Here is a 17722-nt window from a genome sequence, read left to right as displayed (position 1 = left end):
GACTCCTTGTCAGCAGCAAAAGGCTAGCGGGGCACTCAGGGCGCCAGCCGCTCGATGTGCCACCCTTCCCCTTCGCGGGTGTAGTAGAAGCGGTCGTGCAGGCGATGCTCGCCCCCCTGCCAGAACTCGACCGTGTCGATGCGCACCCGGAAACCGCCCCAGAAGCTCGGCAGCGGCACCTCGCCATTGGCAAACTTCTGCTTGAGCTCGAGGAACTTGGCCTCCAGCACGCCGCGCGCCGAGATGCGGGTCGACTGTTTGGAGACCCAGGCGGCGATCTGGCTGTCTTTGGGGCGGCTGTGGAAATACTTCATCACCTCGAAGGTGCTCATCTTCTCCACCCGGCCGGTCACGTGCACCTGTCTGTCCAGGGTGTGCCAAGGAAACAGCAGGCTGATGCGGGGGTTGCCCTCCAGCTGGTGTGCCTTGCGGCTGCCCATGTTGGTGTAGAACACCATGCCTTCGGCGTCGTAGTGCTTGAGCAGCACGGTGCGCTGCCAGGGCTGGCCGTCGGCATCCACTGTGCCCACCACCATGGCGGTGGGGTCGGTCAGCCTGGCTTCGCACGCCTGGGCTAGCCACTTCTCGAACAGGGCGAGGGGCTCGGCCGGCAGATCGGCCCTGTGCAGTCCACCCCGGGTGTATTCACGGCGCAGATCGGCTACATCCATCATCTTGATTTTCCTTCTCTCTTTGCCGCCAATGCGGCCATGCGTGCAGGCATTGTGCGACGAGCACGCCATGGGTACAAGCCTTGTGACCGGCAAATGACAGCCGTAAAAAAGAGGGAGGCTCGCGCCTCCCCCTGTTGACCTTGACGGCCCTCTGTCACTGCCAATCCGTCGCCGGTCGTGGCGGGCAGTGCGCCAGCATGCGCCGGTTGTAGTCGGCCGCGTAGGCCGCCAGTTTGGCCTGGGCCTCCTGCTGGCCTGGCTTGATCACATCCCCCAGCCCCTCCAGATAGCGCACGCCGCAGCGGGCCTTGGCCGAAGCCTGCTCTGCCGGCGCTATGCCGGGCGCCACCTCGCCTCGCCCGGCCCGCACGATCAGCCGGTAATCCTGCTTGGCCAGGCTGGCGCTGACCGCCTGCTCCAGGGTATCGGCGTCAGCCTGACAGCCGCCGAGCAGGGACGCCAACACCAGCCAGGCCGCCCTCATCCGCGCCTCCGCTGCCAGCCCAGCAGGGCCAGCGCCAGGGTCCAGAGACCGAGGGCGCCACCACCGCCACCGCCCGAGCTGCCGCCGCTTTGGACGACCGGCAGCTTGGCCGGGCTGATGGCGAAGAAGATGTTGTCGCTGCAGGCCACCTTCAGACGGGCGTCGCTGGCCAGATCCGCCGGCAGGGTCACGGTAGCCGAGCCGCTGTTGGGCTGGCTGACCGCCAGGCTGCTCCAGCTGGTTCCCTCGTTCTGGGTCAGGAGCAGGTCCACCTTGCTGCAGCTGATCGGTGCCAGGTTGGTGCCGGCCACATCCCAGCTGACCGCCTGACTTGCCCCCGGCGTCAACGACACCCCAAGCGGCGCAGTCAGCCGGAAGGCGCTGCCGGTATTGACCACCTGTACCTTCATGTCGTCGCTGGCGACACCGCCCTTGCCGTCACGCACCGTCAGCCGGAAGTTGAGATCCCGGTTGGTGGTGGGCCAGGCCTCGCCCTTGGCGAGCGTGCCCGAGAGCAGGGAGGGCAGGCTCGGCAGGATCCGCTCCGGTGAGCTGGTGGGGGAGACAAAGCGAAACAGCGGCCGGCTGCCGTCGTCCACCATGGTGGCCAGGCTGCTCGACTCCGTGCCCAGATCGATCTGCTCCCAGGTGTAGGTCAGGGGATCACCGTCCAGATCGGCGCCGGCCCCCTTGAGCACGAACGGCGTGTTGGCCGGAATGATGCGGCTGGCCCCGGCCGCCGCCTGGGGCGCGTTGTTGACAAGATCGATGGAGGTGCCACAGGCCGGCACGGTCGCCATGTGCGCCCGCATCTGCTCGATGGACTTGCTGTGGAAATAGGGGTCGCCGTGGGGCTGGATGTTCTCCTCCCCGCAGATGCCGGCATAGGCCATGATGGAGGTACCGCTGCCCGGCTCCCAGGCCTGCTCTGGCGTCCGGTTGTCGCCGCCACAGCTGTTGGTGGTGCCGTTGAAGGTGTGATCGGCGCCGAACTGGTGGCCGATCTCGTGGGCCACATAGTCGATAAAGAAGGCATCCCCCACCGGGGTGGCGGAACCTGTCATGCCGGCCGACTTGTCAGCCATACAGAGCACGCCGAGGCCAGCCAGACCGCCACCTCCGGTATTGACCACATGGCCAATGTCGAACGGTCCCAGCGGCGTGCTGGGCAGGGTCTGGGCATTGGCCTGCACCACGCTGTTGATATCGACGTCGGCGTCACTATTGGTGAAGGGATCGCTGCCCGGATCGGTAAAGATGATGTTGTCGTTGCCACTGGCCAACTGGAACTCGGCCCCCACGTCGCGCTGGTACACCTCGTTGACCCGGTTGAGCAGGGTGGCGATGGCCGCGGTGGCCAGCACCTTGGAGCCGCCATGGAACTGGGTGTACTCCCCCGCCGCCGAGATGGCGATGACGTAGCGCTTGCGCACGTTGCCATCCACCTGCACCTTGTGCGCCAGCGCCTTGCTGGCATCGCTGCCGATAACCTTGTCCGCTTCCTCCGCCAACCTGCTGTAGGCGTCTTGCTGGTAATAGACGGCATACCCTTCGGCATTGCTGAGGGGATCGACGAACACCGTCTTGCCCTGATGGGTGAACATGGCGTGGAAACCCAGCGGCCCCAGATCAAAGCGCCCCGTCTCTACCGGCGCCGCCGTATTGTGACCCTTGAAGGTCTTGATTTCGGGGAATTTGGCCGCCTGATCGGCCGGTAGCAGATCATAGGCCTGCAGGGTGAAGGTCACTTCTCCCCCGTCGGGCAGCGGCAGGGTCAGCGAACGCGCCCCGGCTTGCAGTCCGGCAAAATAATCGATGGGCACCTTGGCCACCCGAAACTGATTGGCCCGCACTTCATAACCGTCGGCGGCGGTGGCGCGCGCCGCGACCGTATCCCACTCTTTGGCCGCAAGGCCACCCGAACTCATCAAGCTGGCAACCACCAGCGTCAAAGGAGAAAATTTCATCAACTGCATCTTTTTAGTCCTTTTAAAATGCACTCACCTGAACTGCAACCGGCATCATTCGCCTGCTGGTCCGATTAGTCCAGCAGCATCCACCCTATCTTCCCCGAATGGGGAGTGTTGCACCAACCCTGTCTAGCCCCTATCATTGCGCGGATTTATCAGTTTTTGAGCCGCGTCACCATGGCGACGGTTCGTCTTTTTCTGACCAAGGTTAATCTCATGCTCAAATCCCCACTGTTGCCCCGTCTCGGGGACCTGGTCGTTGCCATTGTTGACGATGTGCTGGGCCAGGGTCTCACCCTGGATCGCGCCTATGCCCGTCACTTCTCCGGCATCGAACTCAAACCGCAAGAACAGGCAAGGATTGCCCTGGTCACCGGCGATCTGCTGCGTCGCCTCAGCCTCTACTGCGCCCTGACCGGTATTCAGGTCCGCCAGGCCGAGAAGCACGTCTGGCCGCTGCTGCACAGCTGGCACGCTTTCCACAAGATAGCTCAACCCAACCACCCGACCCTGGATCGCTTCAATGAAGAGGCGTTTCGTCGCCGTCTGACCGAAGCCAAGAAAAACCCGGTGCTGATGGATGGCTGCCCGACCTGGCTGGAAAAGCTCGGCAGCGAGCAGCTGGGCGATGCCTGGCCGGCCGAGCGTGCCGCCCTGACCGCCATGCCCAAGCGTTACCTGCGGGTCAACACCCTCAAGTGCACCCGTGACGAGCTGCAGGCCGCGCTGGCCAAAGAGCAGGTCACCACGGTGCCGGTAGAAGGGGTCGAGAGCGCCCTGGAAGTGACCTCGGATGCCGCCCTGTTTCGCACCAACGCCTTTGCCGACGGCTGGTTCGAGCAGCAGGATGCCGGCTCCCAGCACATCGCGGCGGCGCTCGACGTAGCCCCCGGCATGCGGGTGATCGACGCCTGTGCCGGTGCCGGCGGCAAGACCCTGCATCTGGCCGCCATGATGAAGGGCAAGGGCCGCCTGCTGGCGATGGACGTGGAAGAGTGGAAGCTGGAGAACCTCAAGCAACGCGCCCGCCGCGCCGGTGCCCACAACGTGGAGACCCGGGTCATCACCAGCAGCAAGACCGTCAAGCGCCTCAAAGAGAGCGCGGATCGCCTGCTGCTGGACGTGCCCTGCTCCGGCCTTGGCGTACTCAAGCGCAATCCGGATGCCAAGTGGCGCGATACCGCCGAGCGGCTGCCGGTGCTGGTAGCCCTGCAGGAAGAGATCCTGCAGCGCTACAGCCAGATGGTGAAAGTGGGTGGCATGCTGGTCTACGCCACCTGCTCCATCCTGCCCGAGGAGAACCGCCAGCAGGTGGACAAGTTCCTCGCCGCCAACGACAACTTCCGCCTGCTCGGTGATCACACCGTGAGCCCGGCGGCCACCGGTTTCGACGGTTTCTATCTGGCGCGCATCGAGCGCATCGCCTGATACCGTCTTGCAGCATAAGAAAAGGGGAGCCGATGGCTCCCCTTTTTGCATGATGCGATAGCGGCCTTATTCGGCGGCAACGTCATCCTGCTTGTGTTTGGCGGCAGTTTCCTTGATCAGGGTCTGCAGTTCGCCAGCCTGGAACATCTCGATCATGATGTCGCAGCCGCCGACCAGCTCGCCCTCGACCCACAGCTGCGGGAAGGTGGGCCAGTTGGCAAACTTCGGCAACTCGGCGCGGATGTCCGGGTTTTGCAGGATGTCGACGTAAGCAAACGGCTCGCCACAGGACATCAGGGCCTGGGAGGCCTGGGCAGAGAAACCGCAGCTGGGTAGCTTGGGGGAGCCCTTCATGTACAGGATGATGGGGTTTTCAGCCAGCTGCTGTTTGATCTTTTCAATAGTTTCCATAGGTGCCTCACTAGAGCGATTTCGGCGGCCATTCTACTGCAATCCCGGCAGACCACAAACTGGCAAACCGCGGCAACAGCAAGAAGTGACGAATCAATACGCCGCAGCTTGATCCGGATCATGGCGAGAATCAAGAGTTGTTAGGCCATCTTTGATGCTGGTACAATCGATGGGCTTTGGGCCAACTGGCCCCATCACTTCAAGAACAATTCTTTTCAAAATAGAAAAGAGTACGCAATGTCTTGCAACCGTCGCCTTCGCACGGCCAGCCAATGGAGAGTAGAAAATGGCATTCGAACTTCCCGCTCTGCCCTATGCAATCAATGCTCTGGAACCGCACATCTCCCAGGAAACTCTGGAATACCACCACGGCAAGCACCACAACACCTACGTGGTCAACCTGAACAACCTGGTGCCGGGTACCGAGTTTGAAGGCAAGTCTCTGGAAGAGATCATCAAGACCTCCACTGGTGGCATCTTCAACAACGCCGCCCAGATCTGGAACCACACCTTCTACTGGCACTGCCTCTCCCCGAACGGCGGTGGCGAGCCCACTGGCGCCCTGGCCGATGCCATCACCAAGGCGTTCGGCTCCTTCGCCGAGTTCAAGGATGCGTTCACCAAGTCTGCCATCGGCAACTTCGGCTCCAGCTGGACCTGGCTGGTGAAAAAGGCTGACGGCTCCCTGGCCATCGTCAACACCTCCAACGCCGGTTGCCCGCTGACCGAAGCCGGTACCACCCCGCTGCTGACCGTCGACCTGTGGGAGCACGCCTACTACATCGACTTCCGCAACCTGCGTCCGAAGTACATGGAAACCTTCTGGGCCCTGGTCAACTGGGAATTCGTGGCCAAGAACCTGGCTGCCTGATAGCGCCACACTCTTGCCAAAACGCCCCGCTCTTGCGGGGCGTTTTTTATGGCGCAAGGGGCGGCCAGCGCAGCAAAAAGGCGCCCGCAGGCGCCTTTGTCATTCGAGCCGGGATGCACAGGCATCACTGGTCGATCTCGTCCAGATAGTCATCCAGATTGCTGTCGTCTTGCTTCTCCTGCTGCTCTTGCTTGAGCTCGGTCTGACGACCGGTCACCTTGTTCTGGTTGTACTGCAGATAGAAGTCCTTGGTCAGGGCGTAAGGATCGAGCGCGTTGTCGATGATCCGCTCCTGATCGATCAGCTTGGAACGGGTACCCAGACCATCTAGCGCCCAGTGCACCACTTTCAACGGGAAAGTCAGCAAGGCATAAGGGAAATACAACGTATCCACGGTATCCCCCACCAGCTTGCGTGTGGTTGTCGGGCCGTAGACAGGGACCATCAAGTAGGCGCCATCCCCGATATCGGCCCGACCCAGCACGGTATCAAGCTCCAGCTTGTTGCGCTCGAGGCCCGCATGCTTGGCCACGTCGAAGATCCCCAGCAGACCCACAGTGGTGTTGAGGGTGAAGCGGCCCAGGTTGGTACCCGCCCCCTTCAAGTCGCCGGTCAGCAGGTGGTTGACCATGCTGCTCGGTTCGTTGAAGTTCTCCACCAGATTCTCGATGCCATCCTTCATTCCCTGCGGAACGTAGCGGGCGTAGCCGTGCACCACAGGGCGAGCCACGTAGGGCTCCAGCACATCGTAGTTGACGGCCCACATGGCCCGGTTGGCACCCTGAAACGGGTCACGGCTGTCACTGGCCGTGCTGGTCGCTTCGGGCCGGCTCGGCGTCTCCTTGAGGTCAAGGCTCTCGGGGCCCGGCTTGGGCGGGCCGCCAGCACAGCCACCCAGCAACAAGGCCACCGTCAATGCCCCTACACGCACATGCATATGGAAGTCCTAGCTTTTTATTGTGATTAATCTGAATTATAGGCAGCCCGGCCCCATCGAGGGCCGGGCCAGAGGCGTATTAGAGGGCGTGATCGATGCGGATGTCAATCGGCGCTGAAGGAATTGAGCCGGTGGCGACCGGGACCGAGGCCCCTTCGAACGCCCCTTCCTTGTTCATGACGTTGCCGCCACGGGAGAGGCGCGCCTTGAACTGCAGCTCGGGATAGGCGGCCAGCTTGTTGCCCTCCATCATGGCATCGCCGTCACCCAGCGACAGCGTCAGCGGGAAGTGCGGGCCCGGGATGCGTTTGACCGCGATGGGCATGGGAGGCCCGTTGGGGATCACCGCAAACACGAACAGATGGGCATCTTCCGGCAGTGCAATGCCATCGGCCAGCGTCACCTTGAGCGGGAACTCGCCGGCCTTCACCTCCAGCACCTGGGCGGAAGCGGTGCTCTGTCCGCTCGCCTCTGCCGGCACGACCGCACTGGCCATGCCGCGTTTCTTCAACTGCTGCTCGGCATAGTCGATGGAGCGCTCCACCATGGTGTAGCGGGTCGAGCCCTTCTCCATCAGCGGCAGCATCTCGCGCCAGCGTTGCAGGGCGGTCTTGAAGTCCTCTTTTTGCAGGGCCATGAAGGCGTAGACGGAGCGCGCCTCTATATTGGCCGGATCCTGGGCGATGGCTCCCCGCAGCAGCTGATCGGCCTGCGCGTCATCCCCTGTCATCATCAGCGCTTGGGCATAGGGCACCGCCACCATCCCCTTCTGTGGTGCCAACCCGTAGGCCCGCTCCAGTGCCTCGCGGGCCATATCGGGATCATTGCCATCCAGCGACAGTCGGCCCAGCAGCAGCCAGCCGCGGTAATCGTTCGGTTCCTCTTTCAGGCGGGTACGCAGGGCCAGGGTGAAGTCCAGCAGATCCTGCTCGGTGACCTCGGCATTGCGCTCCACCAGGATGCGGTTGCTGAGCTCGCCCAACCGGCTGCTGGCGTCCTGCCAGCGGCTGACCTCCTGCCAGGCGCCCAGCTTGTAGTAGAGCCCCAGGCTCACCACCAGCAGCACCAGCACACCCGGGATCCAGATCAGACTCTTGCCGCCGCGAGCGGTCTGCTCCACGTCGGGGATGTCATCCAGCAGGCTGCGCTGCAACTCGATCAGGGTGTCCTGCTCTTCCGCCAGCACCCCCTGTTCGCGCTCTTCACCGATCTCCAGCAGACGCTGACGATAGAGTTGTTTGTTGAGGGCCGAGCGGCTGATGCTCTGCCGGCCCTCTCCCCGCCACAGGGGCAACACCAGTGCCAGGCTCACCAGCACCAGCAGGGCCGCGATCACTATCCAAAATGCGGTCATTGTTTCTCTTCCTCTTTGAGCAGGGCAGCCAGACGACGCTGCTCCTCCGCGCTCAGGGCGCTATCCGCCGGCGTAGCTGCCGCGGGACGACGGCGACTGCGCACCACCACCAGGACTATGCCCACCACGATCACCAGCAGCGGCCCCAGCCAGAGGATCAGGGTGGAGGCCATCAGCGGCGGGTTGTACAGGATGAAGTTGCCGTAGCGGGCCACCATGTAGTCCACCACCTCCTGCTTCTCCTTGCCCTCGCGCACCATCTGGTAGGTCTTGTCACGCAGGTCCTTGGCCAGGCCCGCATTGGAGTCGGCGATGTCCTGGTTCTGGCACTTGGGGCAGCGCAGCTCCTTGGTCAGTTCACGAAAGGTCTGCTCCTGAGCGTCGTTGTCGAAGGTGTAGACATCGATGGCGGCCAGCGCCTGGCCCGCCCCGCCCAGTCCCGCCAGCAGCAGCAGGGATGCAATTAAGATTCTCATCGGGTTCTCCCTCACTTCATGGCGTCATAGATGGGTTTGAGGGTCGATGCCCACACCTCGGGGTTGACGTCACCCACGTGGCGATAGCGGATGATGCCCTGACTGTCGATGAAGAAGGTCTCCGGCGCGCCGTAAACCCCCAGATCCAGCCCCAGCATGCCGTCGGGATCATACAGATTGATCTGATAGGGATTGCCGAGCTCCGCCAGCCAGTTGATGGCCTTGGCCCGCTCATCCTTGTAGTTCATGCCGACGATGTAGATCCCCTGCCCCGCCAGTTGCTTGAGGTAGGTGTGCTCCCCGTAGCAGGTCGGGCACCAGGTGGCCCAGACGTTGAGCAGCATGGGGCGTCCCTTGAGGATGCTCCTGTCATGCTGCTTATTGAGGTCATAGATATCCTGCAGGGTGAACACGGGCACCTCCTTGCCCACCATCACGGATTCGAGCTTGGTGGGATCGGAGTAGAGCCCCTTGAACAGAAACACGGCCCCCAGCAGAAAGACGATGAAGGGGATCAGAAACAACCAGGTCTTCTTGCTCATGCCTTGGCCTCCTCTTCACGACGACCGAAACGGTAGCGCTTGTCCAGCATCGCCAGCACGCCGCCAATGGCCATGAAGACGCCGCCGAACCAGATCCAGCGCACGAAGGGTTTGTAGTAGATCCGCACCGCCCAGGCGCCGTTGTCGAGCTGCTCGCCAAGGGCCGCATAGAGGTCACGGGTAAAGCCGGCATCGATGGCCGCCTCGGTCATCGGCATCCGGGTCACCTTGTACATGCGCTTCTCCGGCTTGAGCAGGGCCACCTGCTTGCCATCCTTGTGCACTTCCAGCACGCCCTTGAAACCGTCGTAGTTGGGGCCGTTCTTCTCCTTGATACCGGTGAAGACGAACTCATAATCGGCAAAATGAACCCGATCGCCGGCCTGCATGCGCAAGTCCTTCTCGATGCTGTAGTTCTGGGTGCAGGCGATGCCGATGATGCTCACAGCAAGACCCACGTGGCCCAGGATCATGGCCCAATGGCTGTTGCCAAGGCGCCGTACACCGACGGCAAAACTGTGTTTGTGGGTGGCACGCGCCCAGGTTTCCTGCACGCTGGTGACGATGATCCAGGCGCCAAGCCCGATACCGAGCGCAGCCCAGGGCTTGAACTCCTCGGCCAGCAGCAGCGGCAGCAGGATGGCGGCGGCCAGGCTCAGCAGGAGCGCCAGGACTACCTTGCCCTTGAGCTCGCCTAGATCCTGACGACGCCAGCGAAACAGCGGGCCTACCCCCAGCAACAGAGCAAACGGGATGATCAGCCAGCTGTAGATGTGGTTGAAGAAGGGAGTACCGATGGAGATGCTGCCAAGCCCCAGCTCCTTGTGCACCAGCGGCAGCAAGGTGCCGAGCAGCACGGTCAGCAGGCCCGCCACCAGCATGATGTTGTTGCCAAGCAGCAGGGTTTCGCGGCTCCACAGCTCGTGCTTGCCATGACTTCTCACCTGGGAGCCCTTGAAGGCGAACAGCAGCAAGGATGAACCAATTACCGCCAGCAAGAAGCCCAGAATGAACAGGCCGCGGGTCGGGTCGGAGGCAAACGCATGCACCGAGACCAGCACGCCGGAGCGCACCAGGAAGGTACCCAGCAGGCTCAGGGAGAAGGCCGAAAGCGCCAGCAGCACGGTCCAGGCCTTGAAGGTGGCGCGTTTTTCACTGACTGCCAGCGAGTGCAGCAGGGCGGTGCCGGCCAGCCAGGGCATGAAGGAGGCGTTTTCCACCGGATCCCAGAACCACCAGCCGCCCCAGCCGAGCTCGTAATAGGCCCACCAGGAGCCAAGCACTATACCCAGCGTCAGGAAGACCCAGGCGGCCATGGTCCAGGGACGGGACCAGCGCGCCCAGGTGGCATCGAGCCGGCCGGTCATCAGGGACGCGATGGCGAAAGCAAACGCCACCGAGAAGCCCACATAGCCCATGTAGAGCATGGGTGGGTGGAAGATGAGACCCGGGTCCTGCAGCAGCGGGTTGAGATCGCGCCCATCCACCGGGAAATAGGGCAAGGTGCGGGTGAAGGGGTCGGAGGTAAACAGCACGAAGGCGGTGAAACCGACCGAGATGAGGCCGAGCACCCCGAGCACCCGCGCCACCGCGTCGAGCGGCAGGCGGCGGCTGAACATGGCGACCGCCGCGGTCCAGCCCCCCAGCGTCAGCACCCACAGCAGCAGGGAGCCCTCATGAGCCCCCCATACCGCGGAGATGCGATAGGCCAGCGGCAGCAGGCTGTTGGAGTTGGTGGCCACGTACTGCACGGTGAAGTCGTTGTCGATGAAGGCCCAGGTCAGGCAGAGGAACGACAGCAGCAACAGCAAAAACTGGGCATAGGCCAGCGGACGAGCCGCCGACATCATGCCAAGGCGCCCCCATTTGGCCCCGAGCAGCGGATAGCTGCCCAGCAGCAGCGCGGTGGCAAATGCCAGGATCAGCGAGAACTGTCCTAATTCCGGGATCATTGCTTGCTCCCCTTCAACTGCGCGTCGGTATATTCCGGCTTGAAGTGCATGCCGTTGGTGGCATCGGCCACTTCCGGCGGCATGTAGTTCTCATCGTGCTTGGCCAGCACCTCGAAGGCGGCGACCGTGGTGGCATCCTTGAGGGTGCCCTGGGCGACGATGCCCTGCCCCTCGCGGAACAGATCCGGCAGGATGCCGTCAAACTCGACGGTCACCAGATGCCCGCCATTGTCCACCAGCTTGAAGGCCACCTTGAGACTCTGGGGATCCCGCTGCACCGAGCCCGGCACCACCAGCCCCCCGATGCGCAGGCGCTGCCCCTCTTCCGGCTTGATCTTGTCCGGCCCCTTGCCCTCCACCAGCTCGCTCGGGGTATAGAAGAGATCGATGTTCTGGCTGAGGGCATAGAGCACCAGGCCGATCACGGCGGCGAGGCCGGCACTGATCGCCAGGATGATGGTGAGGCGTTTTTTGCGTCTCGGGTTCATAGGGTGTTCTCCATCTGCTGGGCCGCCTTGCGACGAGCCTCGCGCGCCTGCTTGCTGCGCAATTCGCCGAGCAGGCTGCGGGTTTTCATACGGGTGGAAATGACGATGCCGACCAGGCAGAGTAGGGTCAGACCGAAGGAGAGCCAGACGTAGAAGGCGTAACCGCCCATCGCCAGAAAGTCACTGAATGAGGCAAAGTGCATGCTTACTTCTCCTGCTCGGCTATCTCTTTGACCCAGGGGCGGTGCCACTCCCGCATCAAGAGCTCGTTTCGAAAACGCATCAGGGAGAGGGCCCCGAGGAAGGCGGCAAAGGCCAGGATCATGATGAGCAGCGGCCACAGCATCTCGGGGGAGATGGAGGGCTTGTCAAACTTGGTGATGGTGGCGCCCTGATGCAGGGTGTTCCACCACTCCACCGAGTAGTGAATGATGGGCAGGTTGATCACCCCCACCAGTGCCAGGATGCCGGCGGCCCGGCCAGCCAGCACCTTGTCGCTGAAGGCGTTGTAGAGGGCGATGACCCCCAGGTAGAGGAACAGCAGGATCAGCTCCGAGGTGAGCCGCGCATCCCACACCCACCAGGTGCCCCACATGGGTTTGCCCCAGGCGGCGCCAGTAAACAGCGCGATGAAGGTAAACACGGCACCGACCGGCGCGATGGCGGCCACCGTCATGTCGGCCATCCGCAGCTGCCACACCAGACCGATGAAGGCCGCGACCGCCATGGTGGAGTAGGCCCCCATGGAGAGAATGGCGGCGGGAACATGGATGTAGATGATCCGGAAGGAGTCACCCTGCTGGTAATCGGCAGGGGCGAACGCCAACCCCCAAAGGGTGCCGATGATGAATGCCAGCAGGCTGGTCACGGCAAACCAGGGCAGCAAGGTCCCTGCCAGCTGGTAAGCGCGCTCGGGTTTAGCGTAAGGGTGCAACCATTTCCACATAGCTCACAAAACCTTTCTGTTATTAATATCGTGGCGAGGCCTACCTTACTCACTGCCGGAAAACATCACATCCCCCGAAAGCAATAAGCAGCCATCCTCTTGATCTATCTCAATTATATTTTTTATAACGGCCCTTCCATGGCCACTTTTTCAGACGCTTTCATCAATTCACGCTGACCCGCAGCGCCGCCGAGACCGCCAACGGGGTCAGGGTGAGCGCACCGGCCAGCATAGCCCCCAGAATCGCCAGCTGCCCCGAATAGGGCAGTCCCATCCCCGCCGCATCGATGGCGGAGGTGGCAAAAATCAGTACCGGAATATAGAGCGGCAGGATCAGCAGACTGAGCAACACTCCCCCTTTGCGCAGACCCACGGTGAGGGCCACCCCGATCGCCCCGAGCAGGCTCAACACAGGTGTGCCCAGCGCCAGGGTGGCGACCACAGCCAGATAGGTGTTCATGTCCAGCGACAGCAGGATGGCGAGCAGCGGGGAGATAAGCAACAGCGGCAGGCCGGTCAGCAACCAGTGAGCGATCACTTTGGCCAGCGCTAGCAAGCCCAGCGGATGGGGCATCAACATCATCTGCTCCAGCGCGCCATCGCCGAAGTCGTCGCGAAACAGCCGCTCCAGGGAGAGCATGGCCGCCAGCAGGGCCGCCACCCAGATGATGCCGGGGGCAATGCGGGCCAGCAGCTTGGGCTCGGGGCCAATCCCCAGCGGAAACAGGGTGATGACGATGAGGAAAAACCAGAGCGGGTTGAGGATGTCGGAGCGCTGGCGCAGGGCCATCAGCAGCTCACGGTGGATCAGGTGCATTACGGCGCGCAACATCAGAACTACTCCTGCAGCAAGGGCGTGAGAGAGAGGGTCTTCAGCCGTCCCTGCATCAGGGTCATGTCCTGATGGGTGGTGAGGATCACCATGCCCCCCCGCTCGGCATGGGTCAGGAACAGCCGCTCCAGCACCTTCACCCCCTGCTTGTCGATGGCGGTGAACGGCTCGTCCAGGATCCAGAGTGCCGGCTGGTCACTCAGCCACAGACGGGCCAACGCGACGCGGCGCTGCTGACCGGCGGAGAGCTGACCGGTGGGGTTGTCTTCAAAGCCGGCCAGACCGACCTGGGCCAGCACCCGCCACAGGTCCACGCTGGTATCGGCCGCATGGTGCAGTTTCTGGTAGAAGGCGAGGTTTTCGAGCGGTGTCAGGGCAGCCTTGACACCTGGCTGATGACCGAGATAGAGCAGATTGGCGTGATATTCGTCGCGGCAATGGCGAATATTCTCGCCATTCCAGCACACTTCACCGGCAAAAGGCTGAGACAGGCCAGTCAGCAAGCGCAGCAGGCTGGTCTTGCCCACGCCGTTGGGACCTTCAATTTGCACCAGATCACCGGGAGCCACCGCAAAGGAGAGATGTTCAAACAGAGTGCGATCTTCACGCACGCAGCTCAGGTTGTGAATTTGAAGCAGCATGAGGATGTAATCAGTGAAAAGAAGCGGCCTGCATATTAACACAGTATCGGGAAGCGTCTTTTCAAAGATGCCAATTATCAGCAGGATTTGTGGGGGAGATCCCGCCTTGGAGAGCCGCAAAGCGGGGCGGGAAAATCAGGAAGGCAGATGCCTTCCCGATCGATCATGAGCGGCCTTTTCGCAATGAAATCAACAATTCAGCCTCGGCCTTTGGCAATTCACACTCGTTCATGACCTCGTCGAGGTCGGCACCGAGCTCCACCATCTTGGCGGCCCGGCTGTACAGGCGGCGTTCCGGATCCTGCAGGGTAAGCTCCTGCTGGCGGTCATTGACCTGCTGCATGGCCCCTTCGACGGATTGCAGACGCTGGCCCATGCCGATGGCTCCGGTATGCAGCTCCATCATCTGCTTGCGCAGACTCTCGAGCTGACCCTGCAGCAGCTCCACCCTGGCCTCGGACTCTCGCTGGCCACGTCGGCTGCCTAACACCCCGTACAGGGCCAGCGCCAACGCCAGCAAGGACACCCCCAAGGCGGCAATTTCAATCATCAACACATCATCTTCCTATCAGAGGGAACCGATATCTTCCCACTCTTCATCGGAGAGCAGCTTGTTCAGATCGACCAGGATCAGCAGCTGGCCATCGCGATTGCTGACCCCCTGAATGAACTTGGCGCTCTCTTCGGTACCCACGGCCGGGGCCGCATCGATCTCGGATGAACGCAGATAGACCACCTCGGCCACGCTGTCGACCATGATGCCGATCACCTGCTTCTCCGCCTCGATGATGACGATGCGCGAGTTTTCACTCACATCGCCAGAAGGCAGGCCGAAGCGGGAACGGGTGTCGATGACGGTCACCACGTTGCCGCGCAGGTTGATGATGCCCAGCACGTATTCGGGGGCACCCGGCACAGGGGCGATCTCGGTGTAGCGCAGCACCTCCTGCACCTGCATCACGTTGATGCCGTAGGTTTCATTTTCCAGCTGGAAGGTGACCCATTGCAGCACTTCGTCTTCGGCCAGATTCTGTGCAATATTGCGCTTTTCTGTCATGTTTTTATTCCTTTTATGAAAACGTCTACTGGTAAAACTAGCAATAAAACAGCCCGAGTGCAGAAGTTATCAGCGACCTTCTATGTTGACCCCGCGCTCCAGTAACAGGAGCAATTCCTTCACGTGCAGCAGGGCACACATCTTCTCCTTGACCATGCCGGCCAGCCAGGGACGTTTGCCCTCCTGATGGCGCCATTTGACCTGATCACGGTGCAATAACTCGGTTCCCTTCAGATGATGGCAGGCCAGTCCCCAGGGGGATTCACCCAACATGATCAGATACTTGTAGTCATCTATTTCCAGATGCTGGCCCGGCATGACCCACTGCGCCGTGTCCACCACGTTCATCTTCTGCTCGCGGGACGTCATGATCCCCTTGTACCAGCCGGGCTGGCCAAAGAGGGATGACACCTCCCCCAGCTGATGAATACCGCCAAGCTCGGTCAACGGCACGGCAAAGGTGACGCCGGCCACTTCAAAGAACAGGGCCTGAAACTCCTTGCCGGTATCGATGTTTTCCCAGGTGGAGGGGGCTACCTCCTCCTGTGGCGCCAGCGCCACCTCGGTCTCCGTCACCACCAGAGTCGCGGGATCCGCCGCCACCGGCTCGGGCATCTCCTCGGGCCAAACCGGCTCAACCGGCAGCAAGGCATCTTCGGCCTCGATCTGCAGCGGTTCAGTGACCACCTCTTCATGGCTCAGGGCGTCGATTTCATATTGTACCTGACCGACCTGGGCCAGCAGTTCACTCAACTGTTCCAGCCGCTGATCCGCCTCCAGATAGGGCTGGGCCACTTTCTCGGCAACCGGCTGGGGCTTGCGCTGCAACTGGATGACGGGCACGGAATCAGGCTCGTCGGCATCCAGCAGCAGGGCATCTTCCAGCAGCAGGGAGTGGAAGTAGTCATCCATGGCCCGAACTTGGGTGGTATCTCTCATGATGTCACCTCATGAGCACGCTGGCGCTCTTGCGCATCAAGATAGTTGAGCAGCGTCTCATAGGCGTAGGTGCCGCGGCTGCTCGGCGAATAGATGGAGGGGGGAATGTGAAGCAAACTGGCATCCCGAAACTTGGTATCTATGGGTATGACGGCATTCCAGACCGCGCTCCCGTGCTGCTCCTTGATGGACTGCAGGGTCATCAGCGAGGCGCGGGTTCGCTTGTCAAACATGGTGGGAATGACGGTATAGCGGAACTTCTCCCGCTTGGAGCGCTGCATGATTTCAAACGTCTTCATCATCCGCTCCAACCCCTTGAGCGCCAGGAACTCGGTCTGCACCGGCACCAGGATCCGGTCACAGGCCGCCAGCGCATTCACCATCATGACCCCCAGCACGGGCGGGCAGTCGATCAGCACATAGTCGTATTGATCCTGGATGCGCAGCAGTGCCCGCTTGAGCACCAGCCCCATCCCTTCCCGATTGCCCATCACCCGATCCAGCGTGGCCAAGGTAATGGAAGCGGGCAGCAGGTGGATGTTCTCAAACTTGGTACGCAGCGTCAGTTTATTGACGAGCTCCGCCGTGGGCTTGACCGCCTGGAACAGCTCATAGAGGGTGCCATCCAGCCGATCGGAGTCAAAGTCGAGATATGAGGTCAGGGAAGCATGAGGGTCGGTGTCGATCAACAGCACCCGCTGACCACGCTGAGCCAGAATACCGGCCAACGAGACCACCGTGGTGGTTTTACCGACCCCACCTTTTTGGTTGGCAACCGTCCAAACAATCACTGTATCAATCCTGCCTCGTTGTTATGCGTATGCCACCACCTGGCAGCGAGATCACCTTGACCTCTCCTGCCTCGACTGCCTGCTGCACTGCCGGGACCGGCGCCTCCGTCACTGGCTGAACGGGAGGAGTCGGCGTCGGAGGTGGTACCCAGGCGAACTTGGAGATAGCGACCACCACCTTGCGATTCTGTAAACGCCCCTGCTCGGTACTGTTGTCCGAGAAGGGAGAGAACTCCCCGAACGCCTCGTAGGCAAGTCGCTGCGGGGCTATCCCCTTGGCGATCAGGGCAGTGAGTACGGCCTCCGCCCTTGCTGCCGACAACGTCCAGTTGGAGCGAAAAATTTCATTATTTATCTGCTGGTTATCCGTGTAACCCCGCACTCTCACATAGTTATCGACCGGTTTCAGGATACTTGAAAGAGTATTGAGTACCGGATCTGCATTGGAGCTCATAAACGCACTGCCACTGCCAAACAGCAGGCCGGAACTCAGCTCCACCGTCAGCCAGTTGTCATCCTGCGTCAACTTGACAACCCCGGCATCCACCAGAGACCCCATGTTCTCCTGCAGTTGCGAATCTATCTTCGCAAGAGTCATACCATCTTGCAGAATGGGAACACCAGAAATAGGAGCCTGCGAGGGTGAACGGGCCTTGGCACTCTCCAGCACAGAGGTTGCGGCGGACACTTCATTGTTCAGCAACGACTTTCCCTGCCCCTCCAGCAAGCCATCGCTGCGGGGCTGCATCACATGGAATGCCTGGGTCATGCCGTCGATGACGGCGCGATACTTGTCCTTGTTGACCAGTGCCACCGAGTAGAGCACCACGAACAGGGCGAAGATCAGCGTCATGTAGTCGGCGTAGGAAACCAGCCAGCGGTCGAGGTGTTCCCGACCTTGCAGATGCAAACGATAGCGCTTGCGCATG

The 17722-nt window shown here is 61.6% G+C and carries 21 protein-coding genes; 2 read left to right on the top strand and 19 right to left on the bottom strand.

The window, feature by feature from the left end:
* Positions 1-35: 35 nt before the first annotated feature.
* The 3 genes from pdxH to I6L38_RS04055 all read right to left on the bottom strand — a co-directional run bounded on the left by pdxH (position 36) and on the right by I6L38_RS04055 (position 3134).
* Positions 36-674, bottom strand: a complete 639-nt coding sequence (gene pdxH / locus I6L38_RS04065; RefSeq protein ID WP_005298871.1) for a pyridoxamine 5'-phosphate oxidase — start codon at positions 672-674, stop codon at positions 36-38.
* 154 nt (positions 675-828) lie between these two features.
* Positions 829-1158 carry a hypothetical protein gene (locus tag I6L38_RS04060; protein ID WP_216989182.1) on the bottom strand — a complete coding sequence of 110 codons (330 nt, stop codon included), beginning with the start codon at positions 1156-1158 and terminating at the stop codon, positions 829-831.
* The gene (locus I6L38_RS04055; RefSeq protein ID WP_216989181.1) at positions 1155-3134 is read right to left on the bottom strand and encodes a reprolysin-like metallopeptidase; all 1980 of its coding nucleotides are present in this window, start codon (positions 3132-3134) and stop codon (positions 1155-1157) included. The genes I6L38_RS04060 and I6L38_RS04055 overlap by 4 nt, the downstream gene beginning before the upstream one ends.
* 210 nt (positions 3135-3344) lie before the next feature.
* On the opposite strand from I6L38_RS04055, the gene I6L38_RS04050 reads away from it, so the two are divergent.
* Entirely contained in the window at positions 3345-4556 is a 1212-nt protein-coding gene (locus I6L38_RS04050) for an RsmB/NOP family class I SAM-dependent RNA methyltransferase (RefSeq protein ID WP_019839609.1), read from the top strand.
* A gap of 66 nt (positions 4557-4622) precedes the next feature.
* On the opposite strand, the gene I6L38_RS04045 is transcribed toward I6L38_RS04050, so the two are convergent.
* On the bottom strand, positions 4623-4967 hold the full coding sequence (locus tag I6L38_RS04045; protein WP_005298863.1) for a Grx4 family monothiol glutaredoxin: 345 nt from the start codon (positions 4965-4967) through the stop codon (positions 4623-4625).
* Positions 4968-5253: 286 nt separating this feature from the next.
* Between I6L38_RS04045 and sodB the strand changes: the two genes are divergently transcribed.
* Entirely contained in the window at positions 5254-5838 is a 585-nt protein-coding gene (gene sodB / locus I6L38_RS04040; protein WP_005298860.1) for a superoxide dismutase [Fe], read from the top strand.
* A gap of 124 nt (positions 5839-5962) precedes the next feature.
* Here the strand turns inward: sodB and I6L38_RS04035 are convergent, their stop codons facing one another.
* The 15 genes from I6L38_RS04035 to I6L38_RS03965 form a co-directional block, all read right to left on the bottom strand.
* On the bottom strand, positions 5963-6775 hold the full coding sequence (locus I6L38_RS04035; RefSeq protein ID WP_216989180.1) for a VacJ family lipoprotein: 813 nt from the start codon (positions 6773-6775) through the stop codon (positions 5963-5965).
* Between the two features lie 79 nt (positions 6776-6854).
* Entirely contained in the window at positions 6855-8129 is a 1275-nt protein-coding gene (gene ccmI / locus I6L38_RS04030; RefSeq protein WP_216989179.1) for a c-type cytochrome biogenesis protein CcmI, read from the bottom strand.
* Positions 8126-8605: a cytochrome c-type biogenesis protein gene (locus I6L38_RS04025; RefSeq protein WP_005298856.1), complete on the bottom strand. Its 480-nt coding sequence runs from the start codon at positions 8603-8605 to the stop codon at positions 8126-8128. Before I6L38_RS04025 ends, ccmI begins: the two co-directional genes overlap by 4 nt.
* An 11-nt stretch (positions 8606-8616) precedes the next feature.
* Complete coding sequence (locus tag I6L38_RS04020; protein ID WP_005298853.1) at positions 8617-9147, bottom strand: DsbE family thiol:disulfide interchange protein; 531 nt, start codon at positions 9145-9147, stop codon at positions 8617-8619.
* The gene (locus tag I6L38_RS04015) at positions 9144-11099 is read right to left on the bottom strand and encodes a heme lyase CcmF/NrfE family subunit (protein WP_010634606.1); all 1956 of its coding nucleotides are present in this window, start codon (positions 11097-11099) and stop codon (positions 9144-9146) included. The genes I6L38_RS04020 and I6L38_RS04015 overlap by 4 nt, the downstream gene beginning before the upstream one ends.
* The gene (gene ccmE, locus I6L38_RS04010) at positions 11096-11587 is read right to left on the bottom strand and encodes a cytochrome c maturation protein CcmE (RefSeq protein ID WP_005298847.1); all 492 of its coding nucleotides are present in this window, start codon (positions 11585-11587) and stop codon (positions 11096-11098) included. Before ccmE ends, I6L38_RS04015 begins: the two co-directional genes overlap by 4 nt.
* Complete coding sequence (ccmD, locus tag I6L38_RS04005; protein WP_005298845.1) at positions 11584-11790, bottom strand: heme exporter protein CcmD; 207 nt, start codon at positions 11788-11790, stop codon at positions 11584-11586. The genes ccmE and ccmD overlap by 4 nt, the downstream gene beginning before the upstream one ends.
* A gap of 2 nt (positions 11791-11792) precedes the next feature.
* Entirely contained in the window at positions 11793-12533 is a 741-nt protein-coding gene (locus tag I6L38_RS04000) for a heme ABC transporter permease (RefSeq protein ID WP_005298843.1), read from the bottom strand.
* A gap of 163 nt (positions 12534-12696) precedes the next feature.
* On the bottom strand, positions 12697-13365 hold the full coding sequence (gene ccmB / locus I6L38_RS03995; RefSeq protein ID WP_017766603.1) for a heme exporter protein CcmB: 669 nt from the start codon (positions 13363-13365) through the stop codon (positions 12697-12699).
* A 5-nt stretch (positions 13366-13370) separates the two neighbouring features.
* Positions 13371-14006, bottom strand: a complete 636-nt coding sequence (ccmA, locus tag I6L38_RS03990; protein WP_005298840.1) for a cytochrome c biogenesis heme-transporting ATPase CcmA — start codon at positions 14004-14006, stop codon at positions 13371-13373.
* Between the two features lie 163 nt (positions 14007-14169).
* Positions 14170-14556, bottom strand: a complete 387-nt coding sequence (locus I6L38_RS03985) for a DUF2802 domain-containing protein (protein WP_010634610.1) — start codon at positions 14554-14556, stop codon at positions 14170-14172.
* A gap of 18 nt (positions 14557-14574) precedes the next feature.
* Positions 14575-15063 carry a chemotaxis protein CheW gene (locus tag I6L38_RS03980; protein ID WP_005298836.1) on the bottom strand — a complete coding sequence of 163 codons (489 nt, stop codon included), beginning with the start codon at positions 15061-15063 and terminating at the stop codon, positions 14575-14577.
* A gap of 69 nt (positions 15064-15132) precedes the next feature.
* A complete protein-coding gene (locus I6L38_RS03975) occupies positions 15133-16002 on the bottom strand; it encodes a chemotaxis protein CheW (RefSeq protein ID WP_216989178.1) in 870 nt (289 codons plus the stop codon).
* Positions 15999-16793 (bottom strand): ParA family protein, encoded by a 795-nt coding sequence (locus I6L38_RS03970; RefSeq protein ID WP_005298826.1) that lies wholly within the window; start codon positions 16791-16793, stop codon positions 15999-16001. The genes I6L38_RS03975 and I6L38_RS03970 overlap by 4 nt, the downstream gene beginning before the upstream one ends.
* A gap of 4 nt (positions 16794-16797) precedes the next feature.
* The gene (locus I6L38_RS03965) at positions 16798-17721 is read right to left on the bottom strand and encodes a flagellar motor protein MotB (protein ID WP_216989177.1); all 924 of its coding nucleotides are present in this window, start codon (positions 17719-17721) and stop codon (positions 16798-16800) included.
* Between the last annotated feature and the right edge of the window lies 1 nt (position 17722).

Source organism: Aeromonas sp. FDAARGOS 1408, from assembly GCF_019048665.1.
In the GTDB taxonomy this organism is placed as follows: domain Bacteria; phylum Pseudomonadota; class Gammaproteobacteria; order Enterobacterales; family Aeromonadaceae; genus Aeromonas; species Aeromonas dhakensis.
This window is presented reverse-complemented; position numbering and strand designations above follow the sequence as displayed.